The 15,888-nt window shown below is 68.6% G+C and carries 8 protein-coding genes and 7 pseudogenes; 1 reads left to right on the forward strand and 14 read right to left on the reverse strand.

The window, feature by feature from the left end; all coding sequences use genetic code 11:
- Positions 1–13: 13 nt before the first annotated feature.
- The 6 genes and pseudogenes from infA to N0A20_RS11285 form a co-directional block, all read right to left on the reverse strand.
- Positions 14–261 (reverse strand): annotated as a pseudogene (infA, locus tag N0A20_RS11260) (translation initiation factor IF-1).
- Between the two features lie 72 nt (positions 262–333).
- Positions 334–552 carry an alpha/beta hydrolase family protein gene (locus N0A20_RS11265; protein WP_260580500.1) on the reverse strand — a complete coding sequence of 73 codons (219 nt, stop codon included), beginning with the start codon at positions 550–552 and terminating at the stop codon, positions 334–336.
- Between the two features lie 67 nt (positions 553–619).
- Positions 620–2,212, reverse strand: a pseudogene (locus N0A20_RS20165) (alpha/beta hydrolase family protein); the annotation flags it as partial.
- A 130-nt stretch (positions 2,213–2,342) separates the two neighbouring features.
- Positions 2,343–3,209 (reverse strand): cupin-like domain-containing protein, encoded by an 867-nt coding sequence (locus N0A20_RS11275; RefSeq protein ID WP_260583903.1) that lies wholly within the window; start codon positions 3,207–3,209, stop codon positions 2,343–2,345.
- Positions 3,206–3,379 (reverse strand): hypothetical protein, encoded by a 174-nt coding sequence (locus tag N0A20_RS11280; protein ID WP_260583987.1) that lies wholly within the window; start codon positions 3,377–3,379, stop codon positions 3,206–3,208. The genes N0A20_RS11275 and N0A20_RS11280 overlap by 4 nt, the downstream gene beginning before the upstream one ends.
- A gap of 232 nt (positions 3,380–3,611) precedes the next feature.
- Positions 3,612–3,953: pseudogene (locus tag N0A20_RS11285) on the reverse strand (GNAT family N-acetyltransferase); the annotation flags it as partial.
- Positions 3,954–4,125: 172 nt separating this feature from the next.
- On the opposite strand from N0A20_RS11285, the gene N0A20_RS20170 reads away from it, so the two are divergent.
- Positions 4,126–4,443 carry a hypothetical protein gene (locus N0A20_RS20170; protein WP_312846531.1) on the forward strand — a complete coding sequence of 106 codons (318 nt, stop codon included), beginning with the start codon at positions 4,126–4,128 and terminating at the stop codon, positions 4,441–4,443.
- A 391-nt stretch (positions 4,444–4,834) separates the two neighbouring features.
- Here N0A20_RS20170 and asnB read toward each other — a convergent pair.
- The 8 genes and pseudogenes from asnB to N0A20_RS11330 all read right to left on the reverse strand — a co-directional run.
- Positions 4,835–6,644, reverse strand: a pseudogene (gene asnB, locus N0A20_RS11295) (asparagine synthase (glutamine-hydrolyzing)); the annotation flags it as partial.
- A 78-nt stretch (positions 6,645–6,722) separates the two neighbouring features.
- Positions 6,723–8,174 carry an exosortase A gene (gene xrtA, locus N0A20_RS11300; RefSeq protein ID WP_260580502.1) on the reverse strand — a complete coding sequence of 484 codons (1,452 nt, stop codon included), beginning with the start codon at positions 8,172–8,174 and terminating at the stop codon, positions 6,723–6,725.
- A pseudogene (locus N0A20_RS11305) lies at positions 8,171–9,377 on the reverse strand (TIGR03087 family PEP-CTERM/XrtA system glycosyltransferase). Before N0A20_RS11305 ends, xrtA begins: the two are co-directional and overlap by 4 nt.
- Positions 9,378–9,484: 107 nt before the next feature.
- Positions 9,485–10,531, reverse strand: a complete 1,047-nt coding sequence (locus N0A20_RS11310) for a FemAB family XrtA/PEP-CTERM system-associated protein (RefSeq protein WP_260580503.1) — start codon at positions 10,529–10,531, stop codon at positions 9,485–9,487.
- A pseudogene (locus N0A20_RS11315) lies at positions 10,528–11,389 on the reverse strand (XrtA system polysaccharide deacetylase). The gene N0A20_RS11310 and the pseudogene N0A20_RS11315 overlap by 4 nt, the downstream one beginning before the upstream one ends.
- Positions 11,390–11,435: 46 nt before the next feature.
- Positions 11,436–11,912: a hypothetical protein gene (locus N0A20_RS11320; RefSeq protein ID WP_260580504.1), complete on the reverse strand. Its 477-nt coding sequence runs from the start codon at positions 11,910–11,912 to the stop codon at positions 11,436–11,438.
- A gap of 436 nt (positions 11,913–12,348) precedes the next feature.
- Positions 12,349–13,114, reverse strand: a pseudogene (locus N0A20_RS11325) (XrtA/PEP-CTERM system-associated ATPase); the annotation flags it as partial.
- Positions 13,115–13,127: 13 nt separating this feature from the next.
- Complete coding sequence (locus N0A20_RS11330; RefSeq protein WP_260580506.1) at positions 13,128–15,881, reverse strand: hypothetical protein; 2,754 nt, start codon at positions 15,879–15,881, stop codon at positions 13,128–13,130.
- Between the last annotated feature and the right edge of the window lie 7 nt (positions 15,882–15,888).

Consider the following 15,888-nt stretch of genomic DNA (forward strand, 5'->3'; position numbering starts at 1 on the left):
CCTCCCGCGTCGTTCAGGACGGTCCGGGGCCGCCGCGACCCGGCATGAAGCGATAGGTGATCCGGCCCTTGGTCAGATCATAGGGGGTAAGCTCGACGAGCACCTCGTCACCCACCAGGACGCGGATGCGGTTCTTGCGCATCTTGCCTAGGCCGTGTGGCCCAAAATCTCGTGGTCGTTTTCCAGTCGGACGCGAAACATCGCGTTGGGAAGCAGTTCGACCACCTGGCCGCGCATTTCCAGAAGTTCTTCTTTCGCCATCAATCCTCAAGGGTCTCGAATAATCAGGATGCGCGCCCATAGCGCCAAAAACCGCCGATGGAAAGCAATCTGTCACCCGGCGGGATTGTGCTTTGCGAGGAAGGCGTCGAGGCGGTCGAACCAATCCTTCAGGTTCGCGGGGTCCGAAAAGCCATGGCCCTCGTCCTTGTAGGCGACATATTCATAATCGCTCTTTCCCGCCTTCTTGAGCGCCGCGACGAGCTTCTTCGACTGGCTGATCGGGACATTGCTGTCGTCCTCGCCATGCGCGATCAGGATCGGGCGCGTCAACCGCGCGGCCTGCTGCGTCGGCGAGACCGAGGCAAGGTCGAACGCTTCCTCGCTCGGCCACCCGCGCCTGCCAGCTCTTGCTGGCCTTCTTGGTCAGATAGCGGCGGTCATATTTCAGCATCGCGTCCCAGTCGGCGACCCAGGCGAAGCTTGCCGCGCAGCGATAGCGTTCGGGATTGCGGATCGCCGCCCACAGCGCGGCATAGCCGCCATAGGAGGCGCCCACCATGCAGACGCGCGACTTGTCGACGATCCCCTCGGCGACCAGCCAGTCCATCCCGTCGTCGAGGTCGTCCTGCATCGCGCGCCCGATCTGGCCGATCCCGGCGTCGCCGAAGGCGGTGCCATAACCGCCCGAGCCGCGATAATTGGGCTGCAGCACCGCATAGCCGCGATTGGCGAGCAACTGGACCTCGGGATCGTAATCGAGCTTGTCTCGCACGCCATAGGGGCCGCCGTGCGGCAGGATGACGAGCGGCAGGCCCTTGGCCTCGCGGCCCTTCGGGAGCGTGAGAAAGGCCGGAATCTCTGTTCCATCGCGCGCCTTGTAGCGCACCGCCCTGGTCACCGCGAGCAAGTCGGGCGACAGCGACTGGAGCTGCGCGGCGACCACCGCCATCTCACGCGTCTTGCGGTCGAGCAGGAAATAGACGCCCGGGTCGTCAGGCGCGGTCCCCAGGATCAGCATCCGGTTTTCGTCGCGGCTGCGCGAGACGACCCACGCCTGCAAGTTGGGAACGGCGCGGTCGATCTGAGCCTGCAGCTTCTTCGCATCGGCGTCGAACCACAGGACGCGCTCGCGATCGTCGGTGAAGGATACGCCCTCGAGCGCCTTGCCGTCGGGAGTCAGCCAGTAATCGTCGATGTCATATTCGTCGCTGCCATAGACGAGGTCGCCGATCTCGCGCGTGCTGTAATTGAATTTGTAGAGCGCCTGCCGCCCGGTCTTTTCCTCGCTCAGGACATAGCCCTCGTCCGACCCGGTCACGACCTTGGCGATGTCGAAAAAGGCCTCCTTGTCGCCGGGACGCATCGCGCCGATCAGCTTGAAGTCGTCCTCGGTCCCCTTGCGGTAATAATAGCGGACCTTGCGGCCTTCCCAGCCGACCCCGGCGCGCACGATGCCCGCGTCGTCGGCGTACCATTCCCATACCGGCTGGCGCGGGCGCACCACCTCCGACATCTTGCCGTCGGGCAACGATACGCGAAACACCGAGGGATAGTCATAGATGCTGCGCTGTATCGACAGCAGCAGATAGCGCCCATCGGGATCGACGAACAGGATGTCATCGCCCTCCAGCCCCTGCCCCTCGCGCGAGATGACGCTGGTCGCTCCGCTCGCGACATCGTGAAGCAGCAGGATCGACTTGTAGGCCTCGACCCCCATGAACAATGTATTGCGCCCGACGCTGGCAAGGATGTGCCCGTTGCCCGCCCAGCGGCTCCAGTTGAGATCGACCTGTTCGGGAACCGCGAAACCCGAAATCTTGCCCCCCGTCGCGTCGCGATAGGCGACATATTCGACACCGCCGGCGCGGCGGCGGAACAGGATGCGCAGCCCGTCGGGGGACAGCTTGGCATCCGAGAACTCGGGCAATTGCGCAAGGTCGGCGGTCGCAATCCTCGAGGGAGGCGCGCCGGTTGCCGGCTGTCGCTTCATATGCCATGGCCGCGGGCGCAAATGCCGCCAGCGCCAGCACCGCAAATCCCGATAATATCCGCTTGATCATCCCCGCCCCCGGTTACCCCCTTTGTTGATAAGGCGGGGAAAAATCAAATCAACAGCCGTGTCAACCGACCAGTCGCAAGCGCCGCGCCACGCGCCAGCCGACGGTCTTGGCCCAGGCGTAGCTCGGCCAGCGCGGCGGCATCGCGGGATCGAGTCCCATGCGCCGCAGCGCGGCATTGGCGGCATGCGCCTCGGACTCGCGATAGCTCCACTCGCTGCGCCAGGTGATCGACAGCGAGATCGACGGCGCGTCGCCATTGGCGACATAATGCGGCGCCATGACCGGCATGAGCACGGCATCGCCGGGGGCGAGCGGCACGCGCTGCTGGCCGCCCTCATAGCTTTCTTGCCACGGCAGGTTGCGGTGGCCGCCGCTATGATAGCGCTCGTGCTCGCGCCGATGCGCGAAGCGTTCGTCGCCCGCGGGCCAGACGTTCATCACCTTGGCGCCGCGCAGTTGCAGCAGGATGTTGTGCTCGGGGTCGAAGTGGAACGGCGTGATCGAGCCGGGCGACGAAATGAAGATGAAGCCCTGCGGGGTGAGCATCGCGCCGGTGCGCGGTTCGACGACGGGCTTCAACTCGTCGAGGAGCGCCATCAGCAGGCCGCGATACGCCTCTTCGGTCTCGATATTCTTGAGCACCGCCCAGCTGCGGTTCGTGTCGATCGTGCGAATCGTCTCGCCGATCGACAGGCCGTTCGACGGCACGTCCTCGGGCAGGATACCGATCGGCACATCGCCCGGATTATATTCGACCTGTCCTGCCGGCAGGTGCTCGCCGAGCGCGGCGAGGGCCTCGATCGACAGCAGCGGATGGTCGGGCAAGCGGTGGCGCAGCAGCCCCGCTTGCGAAGGATAGAGCGCCGCCATCGTTTCGAGCGTTTCGGCAGGAAAGACGCGGGTGTCGATCTTTTGGTGCGCGGTCATGACGGGTCCCGGTCGTGGGCCGATGCGGCGGGTTCCGGTTCGGGTTTCCAGCGCCGCCACAGCTTCTCGGCCCGGGCGAGCATCGAAAAGCGCAGGCGGTCGGCGCGCCCCGCCAGCGGCACATTGACCCAGACGAGCGCGCGGCGTTCGCGCCACACGCTGTCGATCATCGGGTGGCCGGGCGCGGCACAGCTGTCGACCCATTGGATGCGGCTGTCGCCGAGCAGATCGAGATCCGCCTGTTGCAACAATACGCCGGGGGAGAAGCGCGCATGATCCTCGTCGAACGCGGTCTTGAACGAATAGCCGCCGGGCGGGCAAAGAAAGTTGACCAGCATCGCGAGCGGCTCGGCCGTCGAGATCGAGCGCGCGCATGTCGAGCCGTCCGGCCGCCGCCGCGCCGGCGAGGATCGCACGGAACCACGCCTCGGTGTCGCCGTGGCTGGCGAGCGCCGAGCCGGCCCGGCCCTTCCAGCCGCGCGCCTCGAGGTCGAGGAAGGCGTCGGTCCAGGGTTCGACCGGCTCGTCCGCCGACCAGCGCCGAAAGGCAACGGCGCCCTGTTCGGCGAGGCGGTTCGCCTGCCGCACGGTGTTCCTTGCGCTTCTTCGCACGCACCGCCGCGTCCCAATATTCGGCCGGCGACAGGTCGCTTTCGAGCAGCGCGCGTTCTTCACGGTGGACAATCTCCGCATCGCCGCCCCGCGCGCGGGCGACATCGGCGAGCGCGCGGTGGAGCGGACCATCCCCGGTCAGCCGCGGCACATGCACCATCGTCTTCGCCCAGGGCGCGGCGTCGCACCAGCCGAGCAGGATCGACCAGAACAGCCTTTCGAACCCGGCGCGAACCAGCGGCGCGCCGTGGAAATGATTGGGGTGCGCCCAGCCGGTGACGTGTCGAAGCGGCAGGCGGCCATAATGGCGCGCGGGCGCCAGCGGCATCACGCCGATCACCGGCCCATCGGCGCCGTCCCGAACCATCACCAGCCGCGCCTGCCGCTCGGGGTCGAGCAGGTGGAGCGCCGATTGCAGGCACCAGCGTTCGACGAACGGATTGGGCTCGCTCGCCTCGCCGGCGACCGCATCCCACGCCGCGGCGAGCGGCGGCGACAGCGCGAGCGGATCGACGACGCGCACGGCCAGCGGCGCGGCACTCGCGGGCACAGGCGTGCCATCGACGGGAAAGGCGGGGTGGACCGTCATCGGGGTCAGGCTAGCAGGCAGGGGTTAAGATGAGGTGGCCGGATGGACAAGCGGGTTGGCCGGTTTGGGGCGGGAGCTGCCGTTCCCCGGCGCAAGCCGGGGTCCATGAGGAGTGGGCAGTGTTTGGTATCTGGGCCCCGGCTTGCGCCGGGGAACGGGTGGGCTGAAACAAGGCAATCGCGGTCAAGCCGCCCCATGAATCCCGTTCGTGTCGAGCGAAGTCGAGACACCCGAAGGCGCACGCGGCCGATGGGTGTCTCGACTTCGCTCGACACGAATGGACATAGAGGACAGTCCGCTCCCCGCTCCAAAGCCGACGTCCGCCCACGAATTCCGACTAAATCCCGAACAGCTTCGCCAGCGACTTTTCCAGCATGAAGAATTGCCAGATCAGCCGCCCATGGTCGCGGCGCCCCGACTGGTGCGCCGACACGATGCGCTCGATCTCGGCCATGTCGAACCAGCCCGAACGCGCGAGGGTCGATGAGGTCGCGAGCGCCCGCGCCTGCTCGACGAGCGCGCCGCGGAACCAGTGCGATACCGGGGTCACGAACCCCATCTTGGGGCGGTAGAGAATGTCGTGCGGCAGATAGCGTTCCATCGCCTGCTTCAGGATCGCCTTGCCCGTGCCGCCCTTCACCCGCATCGACGCGGGCAGCGAGGCGGCGAATTCGACGAGGCGATAGTCGAGCAGAGGCTCGCGCGCCTCGATGCTCACGGCCATGCTCATCCGGTCGGTCTTGGTCAGGATGTCGCCGGGCAGCCAGATCATCAAATCGGCATATTGCGCCCGGTCGAGCGGCTCGCGCGCGGGTGCATCGGCCATCGCCTTCCAGTAGCGCGCCTCCGCGACATGATCGCCCAGAGCCGTCTTCGCCGCATCGTTGAACAGCCGCGCGCGCTGGCCGGGGCCAGTGACGCCAACGGCCTCCGCATAGCCCTCGGCGCCGCTCTTCGACAGGCTGGCGAGCGTCGCCCTCGCCCGCAGGGGGCGCGGCGCCCAGTCCATCTGCGGCCAGACCTTCGCGAGCGGGCCGAGCAGATTGCGGCGCAGCACAGCGGGGATCAGCCCGCGCAATTTCTCTTCCTGATGCTGGAACACCAGCCGGCGATAGCCGCGCGAACGCCTCGTCGGCACCGTCGCCCGACAGCGCCACCGTCACCTCCTCGCGCGCGAGTTCGCACACGCGGTATGTCGGCAAAGCGCTGGCGTCGGCAAAGGGTTCGTCGAACATATCGGCGATCCTGTCGACCAGATCGAAATCCCCCGACGACACGGTGCGGGTGCGGTGGTCGGTCGCGAAACGTTCGGCGATCGCCTGTGCATATCCGGTTTCGTCGAGCGCCGCCTGGTCGAAACCGATTGTGCAGGTCTTGACCGCCTTGCTGCTCGCCTCGGCCATCAGCGCGACGACGGCGCTGCTGTCGACCCCGCCCGACAGGAAAGCCCCGAGCGGCACGTCGGCGACCATGCGGTCGATCACGGCGGCGCGCATCAGATGGACCAGATGTTCGGCGGCCTCGCCTTCGCTCGCCCGGATGCGCTTCGAAAAATCGGGCGACCACCAGCGCGTCGGCGCGGGCACCGGCTTGCCGCGTTCGAGCAGCAGATAATGGCCGGCGGGCAGCTTCTGCACGCCCGCGACGATGCAATTGTCGTCGGGGACATAACCGAGTGCGAGGAAATCCTCGACCGCCGACAGATTCGCTTCCTGCCGCAGCAGCGGGTGGCGCAGCAGCCCCTTCAGTTCCGACGCGAAGGCCAGCGAGCCGTCCGACAGCCGCGCATGGTGCAGCGGCTTCACCCCCAGCCGGTCGCGGGCGAGGAACAGGCATTGGCGCCGGTGATCGTGCAGCGCGAAGGCGAACATGCCGTTGAGACGCGAGAGGCATTCGACGCCCCATTGGCGCCACGCCGCGATGATGACCTCGGTATCGCCGCTGGTGCGGAAACGGTGCCCGCGCTCCTCCAGTTCGGCGCGCAGTTCGGGGAAATTATAGATTTCGCCGTTGTAGGTCAGCGTCACCGTCTCGTCGTCCGACGCCATCGGCTGCGGACTGCCCGCGACGTCGATGATCGACAGGCGCAGGTGCGCGAGGCCGACGCCGGGCGCGGTCCAGGTGCCGCTGCCGTCGGGGCCGCGGTGTGCCATCGGATGGAGCATCGCGCGCAGCCGCGCCGGATCGACCGGCTTTGCCGTGTCCAGATGATAAAGGCCCGCGATGCCGCACATATTCGGCGAGGCTCTAGCGCAGTTTCAGCGCGCGGTCAGCCATCGCCTGCGCTCCGCCCGACGCGGAAACGAAATCCTTTATCGCCGGCGCGCCCCCTGCCCTTCCTCGCTCGACACGATCAGCGTTAGCGCGCGCGGATCGCCGCCGAACAGGCGCGCCCTGAGCCCGGCCAGTTTCGCGCCGCGCGGGCTGCCGGTCGCGGCGCCATCGACCACGTACCAGGTGGCGGCGTCGCGCAGCACCGGGCCGGGGTGCAGCAGCCGCTCGGTCTTGCCGCCGCCGATCGCGGGGAGCGCCGCGCTCCACGCCCACTCGCTGTCGGGATCGACCGCGCCCTGCCCGAAGGCGACGACCTCGCGCCCTTCGGCCTGCCGTTCATAGCCCCCCAGCGCGACCGCCACGCGGCGCCCACCGGCATCGGCGAAATGGCGCAGCGAGAGCCGGTCGGCACCGTCGAAGCGCGGTGCCCAGGGCGTGCCCCCGCCAATCGTTTCGGTCCAGCCGGCGGGAACCGCGATTTCCATCCCGGCCGGCAGCGGCGCCGAGCGCGCGCCGACGAGCGCGCTCCACCCGGCGAAAAGCAGCGGAACGGCGAGGGCGGCGGGCAGCACCGCCCTCGCCGCGCCCGCGAACCGGGGGACGGCATCCAGCCCCCGCACATCGACCGCGACATCGTTCGCCGGCCGGTCGAACCAGCGCCGCGCCACCAGCATCACGATCAGGATGACGAGCCCGAAGAAGATCCAGCCATAGAAGATATGGTCGATCCCGCCCGCCGCCTCGATCCCCCAGATGTCGGCGGCGACCATCGTTCCCCAGGCGCGCAGCGCATTGGCGAGGATCGTCGTGGCGAGCGCGCTCGCGACGAAGACGATCCGCCGCGGCCAGCTTCGGAAACAGAGGTGCGCCGCGAACACCGAATAAGCGAGCATCGCGATCAGGAAATTGACGCCCGAGCAGGCCTCCGCCACCTCGAAGAAACCCGCGCGCGTCGTGATGAACACGCCCTCCATCCGCGCTTCGAGCCCCGAAAGGTGAAGCAGCCCCATCGAAATATGCGCGGTGAGCGTCTGGAGCAGCGGCACCAGTTCCTCGCCGAACGGCACCAGCAGCAGCGCATAGGCGAGCGGAAAGAGCAGCCCGCGCACCAGTTTCCCGCCCAGCGTCGCGGCGACCGCGCCCTGCAGCATCAGCATCAGCCCGAGCTGGCGGAACAGCCCGACCCCGGCGGCCTCGCCGACGAGCCACACCAGCCCCGCCCCTGCCATCCAGATCAGCGCCGACCACCAGTAAACCGGCGTCAGCGGGCGCAGCAGCGCGGTCCGCTGCGACACCAGCCAGCCGATCATCGGCACCATCAGCAGGCAATGGGTGAAGGTCGAGCTGTGCCACCAGATGCCCGCCATATCGGCAGCGTCGCGATAAAAGAGGGCGAGGATCGCCGCCGCCAGCCCGGCGAGGGCGATCAGATGCGATTGCCAGCGCGTCCAGCTTTTCGGCCGGGTCAGCCTCAGCGTGCCCGCCATCATGCCGCGAGTCCCAGCAATGGACCGAGCGGTGCGAGCCGGGCCTCCCAGCCATAACGCGCGATCATCCGCGCCCGCGCCGCCGCGCCCATCGCAGTCGCGCGCGCGGGATCGTCGAACAGCGCCGAAACCGCCTCCGCGATGCCCGCCGCGGTGTCGGCGACCAGCAGATGCTCGCCCGGCGCGGCGTCGATGCCCTCGGCGGCGGCGGCGCTCGCGACGACGGGCCGCGCCATCGCCATCGCTTCGAGCAATTTGTTCTGGATGCCGCGCGCGAGCAGCAGGGGCGCGACCACCGCATCGGCGGCGGCGAGCCAAGGGCGGACGTCGGGCACTTCGCCGGTGACGATCACGCCGGGCAGCGCGGCGAGCGCCCGGACCTCGTCGGTCGGCGCCCGGCCGACGATCGCAAAGCGCGCAGCGGCATGATCGCGGCGGATCAGCGGCAATATGTCATGGGCGAACCAGCGCACCGCGTCGATATTGGGGCGATAGTCCATCTGGCCGGTGAACACCGCGAGCGGGCCTTCGCCCTGCCCCACCGCATCGTAGGCCAGCGACGGATCGAACCGGTCGGTGTCGATGCCGTTTTCGACCGCACGCACGCGATCCCCGGCCAGCCCGCTGCGCGCGCCGAACAATTTTGCCTCGGCGGCACTGACGAACAGGCTGGCATCGACGCGCGCCGCAACCTCCGCCTCATAGGCGCCGAGCCGGTCGGCCTCGCGCGCATGGACCCAGTGGAGCGGCTGGCGCTTGTCCTGCGCCGCGTAGGTCGCGAACTTGGCCGAATCGACGTCGACGAAATCCATCAGGATGGGGCTCGGCGAAATCGTCGGGCAGATATTGCGCCATCTGGCCCGAGAAAGCGACGATATGGGTGATCTTGCCCTGCCCCAGCAGGCCGCGGACATGGCGGGCGAGCGCGGCATTGCGGAACAGGCGGTTCGAAACGGGCTGGCCGCGCAGCACCGCCGCCGCGAGCGCGAGCGGGCGGGAGACGTTGCGCACTTCGATGCGCAGGCTCTTGCACAGCGGCGCCATCTTGCCGCGCGCGACCTCCGCCTCGGCCTCATTGTCGGCGAGCGCGGCGACATGGACGGGGGCGAGCTTCGCCAGCGCCTCGAACATATGCCAACTGCGGATACGGTCGCCGCGGTCGGGGGGCCAGGGCGCGCGGTGGACGAGGAACAGGATTTCGGGCATCAGCCTCTACCGTCATTGCGAGCGAAGCGAAGCAATCCGGAGCCCGCGTAAACCGCTCTGGATTGCTTCGCTTCGCTCGCAATGACGAAATCTTGGGCCATGACAGATCACCCCAGCCCGCGCGCGATCAGCGGTCCGATGCGGTTCGCCGCCCACAGCGGCAGTTTTTTCCACAGGTCGACCTGCAGCCGGTATCTGGCGCTGGTCGGATTGGTATCGCGCGGGCGCTGGCCCGGTGCGAGCCAACGGGCATAGGTCAGCGGTTCGGGCTCGAAGCCCCAGTTCTTCTTATAGGCGAACGGGCCGGTGCCGAGCTTCGAGCGGCCGAAGTCGAAGCGGGTGCAGCCCTTAGCGCGGGCGTGGTTCATCAGCGCGAAGTACATCAGCTCGTTGGCGCGCTGGGTGCGCGCGGAGGCGAGGCCGCCGCCCCAATAGGGCATGACGGTGCCACGCCAGTACAGGCTGAGCACGCTCGCCACCGCCTCCCCGCCGCCATGGACGGTCAGGATGTCGGCCTTGTCGCCAAGGGCATCGAGAACGCAGGCGAACAACGCCTTGGGAAAGACGGGTGTACCCAGATTGCGGACGCTGGTCGCATAGACGCGATAATGCTCGGCACGATGCGCGGCGTCACTGCCGGTCGCGACTTCGAGGTCGCCGCCAAGCGCCTTACGGACCTCGGCGCGCTGCTTGCGGGGGATGGCGAGGAGTTCGGCCTCCTCATCCCGCGCAAGGTCGCGGGCGAAGCCGGCGTAGACGCCCTCTTCGACATGCCAGCCGTCGGGCAAGGGGCCGCCGCGCAGTTCGATCGACGGAACGCCAAGCGAGCCCGCAAGGTCGATCGCGGCGTCGGCGAGGACGGCGGCGATGGCGGGGCTGTCGGCGAGGATGCCGCCGCCGACCGCGAAGCCGCTCGCGACCAGCGCCTGCCCGAACAGGGGCGAGCGGACATGGTGGAGCGGCAGGATACCGGTGATGCAGCCAACGGCGTCGCGCTGCGCGATCAGATGATGCTTGTGGCCGGTCGCCCTGGTGATCGCCTCGCACCAGGCGCGGGTGTGAAAGGGCGTCGCCGCGGGATGCGCCGCGACATAGGCGTCCCATGCCGCCGCCTCGGTCAGCGGCGCGGGTACCGGATGGGCGGGCGCGTTCATGCCGCCTGCCGCCATGCGACGGCACGCCCCTGCTGCGCGGGGAGCAGCGCGTCGGCGCGGGTCCATTCAAAATCGTCGAGCAATTTCCGAAGCTTGCTCGACCATGGCCGACAGGCCGCTGTAATGGCGAAGCTTCGATTTGAGCGGGGCGTCGGCGACGCGCGGCTGGCCGGGGTCGATTTCCCATGGGTGGAAATAAAGGATCGCCGGATGCCCCTCCGCATTCATGCGCGCGATCGCCCAGCGGGTGAAGCCATAGGGAAGCAGCCGCATGAAGCCGCCGCCGCCCGCCGCGAGCGTGCGCCCCGCGAAGCGCGCGGTGGTGACTGGCCATTCGACAAGATCGCTGTCGGGCAAGGGGCGCCAGGCGTGGCGCGGGCTGGCGGGCCAGCCATAATGATCGTGCGCGACCGGCGCGACGCTCGACGAATAGGCATAGCCCTGTTCGGCGAGGATCGGGTGCGCCCAGGGGGTGCGCTGATCCACCGAAAAGCTCGGCGCGCGATAACCGCGCACCGGAACCCCGCCGAGGTTTTCGAGGATCGCCCGCGTCTTTTCGAGGTCCGCGGCGAAGACCTCGGGCGTCATCTGGAACACGCGCTGATGGTCGTAGCCGTGGCTGGCGAGTTCGTGGCCCGCCTCGACGATCCGCCGGATCAGCGCGGGATAGCGTTCGGCAACCCAGCCGAGGGTGAAGAAGGTGCCCGTGACCCCGGCTTCGGCGAAGATGTGCAGCACTGCGTCGCAATTGGCTTCGACCCGGCATTCGAGCCCCGGCCAGTCGGCACGGTCGATCGTGCGCTCAAAGGCGCCGACCTGGAACCAGTCCTCGACATCGACCGACAGGCCGTTCTGCATGCTCTCTCACCTTCATCGACCCATGGAGAGCCGACCGGAGCGCCGGTCAGGCGGCCCAGGTCTGCGCCGTCGGGTCGGGCGCGTTCGCGGGATCGCGTTCGACCCAATCGATCAACAAATCAAGCACGCGGCGCAGCGCCGCGTCCTGATCGGCGATGCGCGCCTCCAGCCCGGCGATCTGGCGCTGGAGCGCGACCAAATGCTCGTCATCGACCGGCGCGGCGGGCACCGCGGCCTCCGCCTCCGCTTCGACAGGCTCGGGCTCGGCGAAAACGTCACCGGGTTCGAGTGTCGCATCCTCGGGCACCACCGCCGCAGGATCGGGCGCGATCACGAAGCGCGGCGCTTCGGCAACCGGCTCGGCTTCGACGGCCGGTTCGGGCTCGACGGGCGTCGCGGACGACAGCCCCAACTGTTCGGCGACGAGCGAGCGGGCTTCGGCGAAGCTGGCACCGTGCGACGGCGGCAGGACCTCGACCTCTTCGAGCGCGGCGCGCATCGACAGGCGTTCGAGGCCCGGCACCGGGGCGGCTTCGGCGGGCGCGGCAAAGGGCGGCGGAGCGGCTTCGACGCTTTCGGCCTCCGCCGACGGTTCCGCCGCGGCGGGGGCCTAGCCATTCGAGCGGCGGCTCGGTTTCGGCGGCCGGAGCGACGGGCGCGGCGAAAGGTGCCGGAGCGGTGTCCGCGGCCGGCTGTCCGATCACCGGCTCGGGCTCATTTTCGGGCTCGACAAAGGCTTCGACCAGTTCGAGCGGTGCCTCTTCGGATTCTCGGGCTGCGACCGGCGCGGCTTCGGGCCAGACGGGTTCGGGCTTCGGCGCCGGGGCGGCGATCGACGCCAGCGAAGCGACCGGGGCCGCGCGCGGCGGCGGGTTCGGCCGGCGGCGGCACCAGCGTCTTCGCGTCAATGCCGCGATCGGCCTCGACCTCGGCGACGACCTCGCGGACATGCTGGGCGGTGATGCGGTGGAGCTGTTCGACCGCGCCGAACAGCAGCAGGCGGCTGACCAGCACGTTCAGCTTGCGCGGCACGCCCTCGCTATAGTCGAAGATTTCCTCGAAGGCGTCGGGGCTGAAGCTTGGGTTACCCGTCCAGCCGACCTTGCCGAGGCGGTGGAGGATATAGGGTTCGACCTCCTCGGGCTCCATCGGGTCGAGGTGGTGCGTCGCGATCACGCGCTGGCGAAGCTGCTCGAGCGAGGGCGAGTGGAACAGCGTCTGGCGGAATTCGGGCTGGCCGAGCAGGAATATCTGCAGCAGCGAATGGCCGCCGAGCTGGAAGTTCGACAGCATCCGCAATTCCTCGAGCGCCGAGATCGCCAGATTCTGCCCCTCGTCGACGATCAGCAGCGTGCGGCGGCCGGCACGCGCCTGTTCGCGCAGATATTGCTCCATCGAACGCAGCAGCTCGGCCTTGCTTTCGCCTTCCCAGTCGAGCCCGAACTGTTCGGCGACGAGGCGCAGCAGGTCGTCGCCCTCGACCTGCGTCGAGACGAGCTTGACCGCGGTCAGGCGGTTGGGGTCGATCGTGTTCATCAGATGGCCGACGAGCGTCGTCTTGCCCGCGCCGACATCGCCGGTGATGACGATGAAGCCTTCACCCTGCGCGAGCCCGTAACCGAGATAGGACATCGCCTTGCGGTGCGTGCCGCTCTCGAAATAGAAATTCGGGTCGGGCGTCAGCTGGAACGGGCGCCCCGTGAAACCATAATATTGATCGTACATCGCCTATTCCTTGTCAGAAATTGTAGCGCAGGCCGACGAGCGCCGAGCCGATGAGCTGGCTGTTGAAGCCGTCCTGGTCGAAGCCGGTGATGCTGGCCGCCGCGCTGCCGGTCAGGCCGCGCCAGAAGCGCCGCGAATAGACCACCGAGCCGCCATAGGACTGAACGTCCGAGGCGTTCGGCGCGCCATTGTCGAAATAATTGTAGAAGGCCGCGAGCGACAGGTCGGCGTCGCGACCGAGCTGGCGCCCGATCGAGGCGAAGAGATAGTAATTCTCGTCGATCGTCCCGTTGAGCGCGCTGATGTCCGACAGCGCGGGCACGAGCAGGCGGCGGCGGTCGTAGCCGGCACCGACGCCATAGCTCCACGCGCCGGCTGCGCGGCTGGTGAAGATGCCCTGGATGCCGCGGCTGCGGAACTGCGCGCCGGTCGCGTTCGACAGCGCATTGTTGAGGCAGCCGCCGCCCTGTGCGCCGAACTGGCAGCTGTTGATGTCGCCGTCGATCGGATTGCGCGTCGGGTCGAACTGCGTCGGCAGGCCCGCGAGCCCGGCCGACAGGCCGCGTCCGAAGCTGGAAATGCCGTCATAGACGCCGATCTGGATCTGGGTCGCGTGGCCGGGGCGGTAATAGAAGCTGCCGGTATAGATGGTGTCGCCATAACGGCGGCCGACGCGCGCGGTGAGCGAGGTGCGACGGCTGGGCTGCCACATCACCCCGGCGTCCCAGATCAGCCCGTCGGTGTCGAACGACAGCTGGCGCGGGCTCGACTTGTCGGTGACGAAACGGCCGTTGGCGTCGCGCACCGGCACGCCGTTCGCATCGACGACGGCGTTGCGCTCGCTGATCTCGATATCCTCGTAGCCGACGCCGCCGAGCAGCGCGACAGTCGGGCCGATCGGCACGGTCACGTCGGCGCGGGCATATTTGCCGTCGAACCGCTGATCGAGCTGGCTGGCGTCCTCGCGCTCGTAGCCGCCCGACACCTGCCAGCCGAAAGGCAAGTCGCCGGGCCGCTGGCCGACGCTGGCCCAGGCGACATGGTTGGTCGAGCTGTCGAAGATATCCTGGCTGACCGAACCCGGCGCGACGAGCGCGGGGGTTTCGACATCGACCTTGTTATAGCCGAAGCGATAACCGGCGCCGACGTCGAGCCCGCCGATGCGGCGCGCGAAGGTCGGCCCGGCATAGACGGAATAGACGTTGGCGACGTTCGAGCCGTTGCCGACGAAGATGCTGTTGTCGGCACCCTGTCCGTCGGCACGGCTGCGCGTCGCGAGCGCCCCGGCCTCCAGATTCAGGCCGCGCGCCAGTTCGTAGCGCCCGCGCAGCAGGCCGCTGATCGTGTCCGAATCGCCGAGGCCGCCCGATTCGCCGATGCGATATTCGTAGCGGAGCGTGGCCGCGACTTCGGCGCGGCGCGTCGCGACGACCGCATCGACCCCGGCGGCGAGCGTCGTATAGGTGAGCACGTCGCCGCCGTTCTTCAGGTCGGCCTGAAGCACCTGGCCGATTTCGAGATAGGGCGTGACCTCGACGCTGCGCTTGCTGCGGCGTTCGCCGCGCTTGTCGCGCTTGCCGCTGTCACTGCCTTCGGCCGATGCCGGCGCCGAGGCGCTGTCGCCGTCGCCGCCGCCTTCGGGGCCCGAAAATTGCGCGTGCGCGCTCGTCGCCGTGCCCGCGAGGAGCAGCGCCGCGAGCGTCATGACGCCACGCCGGGCGCAGGGGAGAGTGGTGCGCATGGTCAGGCGCCTCCTTGTCCGTAATAGGTGCCGAAGCGGCGGCCGCCCGGCGAGAATTTGACGCCGTTGAGCAGCAACTGGATGTGCGGGCAGGCGCCCATCAGGCCGATCGCGTCGCGCAGCGCGGATTCGAGCGTCTCGTCGGCGCGCACGACCATGATCAACTGGCCGACATGGTAGGCGAGCACCGCGGCGGGCGACGCCGCCAGCACCGGCGGCGAATCGAGGATGATGATGCGGCCCGGCGCGCCCGCTTCGAGCTGCGTCAGCAGCCCCTCGGTGCGCGCCGACGCGAGCAGTTCGGTGTCGTGAGTGTGCTGGGCGCCGAGCGGGCATCACCTTCAGCCCCGGAATGTCGGTCTGGATCAGGCAGTCGCCGAGCGGCAGATGCGGATCGGCGAGCGCGTCCATCAGGCCCGGGCCGTCCTCCAGCCCGAGCGCGTCGAGTACGCTGGGCTTGGCGATGTCGGCGTCGATCAGCAGCACGTCGTGATCGGCCTCGACCGCGAGGCTGAGCGCCAGATTGACCGCCGAGAAGGTCTTGCCCTCGCCGGGATTGGCCGAGGCGATCAGCACCCGGTGGCCGCGCGGCAGCACCGGGCGGCCGGGACCGCCGGCGAAGTTGCGGATGATCTCGCGCTTCACGATGCGATATTCTTCGCTGATGCCGGTCACCGCGGCGCCCGGCACGATCATGCCGCGCGCGGCGAGCCGGTCGCGGTCGATCGTTCCCTGGCGGCCCGGCACCACCGCGGGCGCGGCGCGCGCGACATCCTTGCGCGGCGAGGCCTTCGGCGCGGGTTCGACGACCGGGGCGGGCTCGGCGACGGGGTCGAGGATTTCGGCCTCGGGTGTCACCGGGGCTTCCGGCTCGGCCTTCTTCTTCACTTTGCCCTTGCGGACCGGTTCTTCGGGCACGCCCGACAGGTCGATCGTCGGCGCGCCCGCGGCGGGATCGGTGCCGAAGATGTCGGCGGCGCGTTCGAGCAGCGAGGGCGGACGCTTGACGGGGCGGTGTTCGTTCATCTCTATA

It is taken from the genome of Sphingopyxis sp. PET50, assembly GCF_025244705.1.
Classification (GTDB): domain Bacteria; phylum Pseudomonadota; class Alphaproteobacteria; order Sphingomonadales; family Sphingomonadaceae; genus Sphingopyxis.

What these genes read in the sequence shown, in the direction of transcription:
- N0A20_RS11275 (WP_260583903.1), bottom strand. Translation starts at nt 3,209, where the DNA reads ATGACCGCGCACCAAAAGATCGACACCCGCGTCTTTCCTGCCGAAACG.
- N0A20_RS11280 (WP_260583987.1), bottom strand. Translation starts at nt 3,379, where the DNA reads ATGATCGACAGCGTGTGGCGCGAACGCCGCGCGCTCGTCTGGGTCAAT.
- N0A20_RS20170 (WP_312846531.1), top strand. Translation starts at nt 4,126, where the DNA reads ATGGCGCGCGGGCGCCAGCGGCATCACGCCGATCACCGGCCCATCGGC.
- xrtA (WP_260580502.1), bottom strand. Translation starts at nt 8,174, where the DNA reads ATGATGGCGGGCACGCTGAGGCTGACCCGGCCGAAAAGCTGGACGCGC.
- N0A20_RS11310 (WP_260580503.1), bottom strand. Translation starts at nt 10,531, where the DNA reads ATGAACGCGCCCGCCCATCCGGTACCCGCGCCGCTGACCGAGGCGGCG.
- N0A20_RS11330 (WP_260580506.1), bottom strand. Translation starts at nt 15,881, where the DNA reads ATGAACGAACACCGCCCCGTCAAGCGTCCGCCCTCGCTGCTCGAACGC.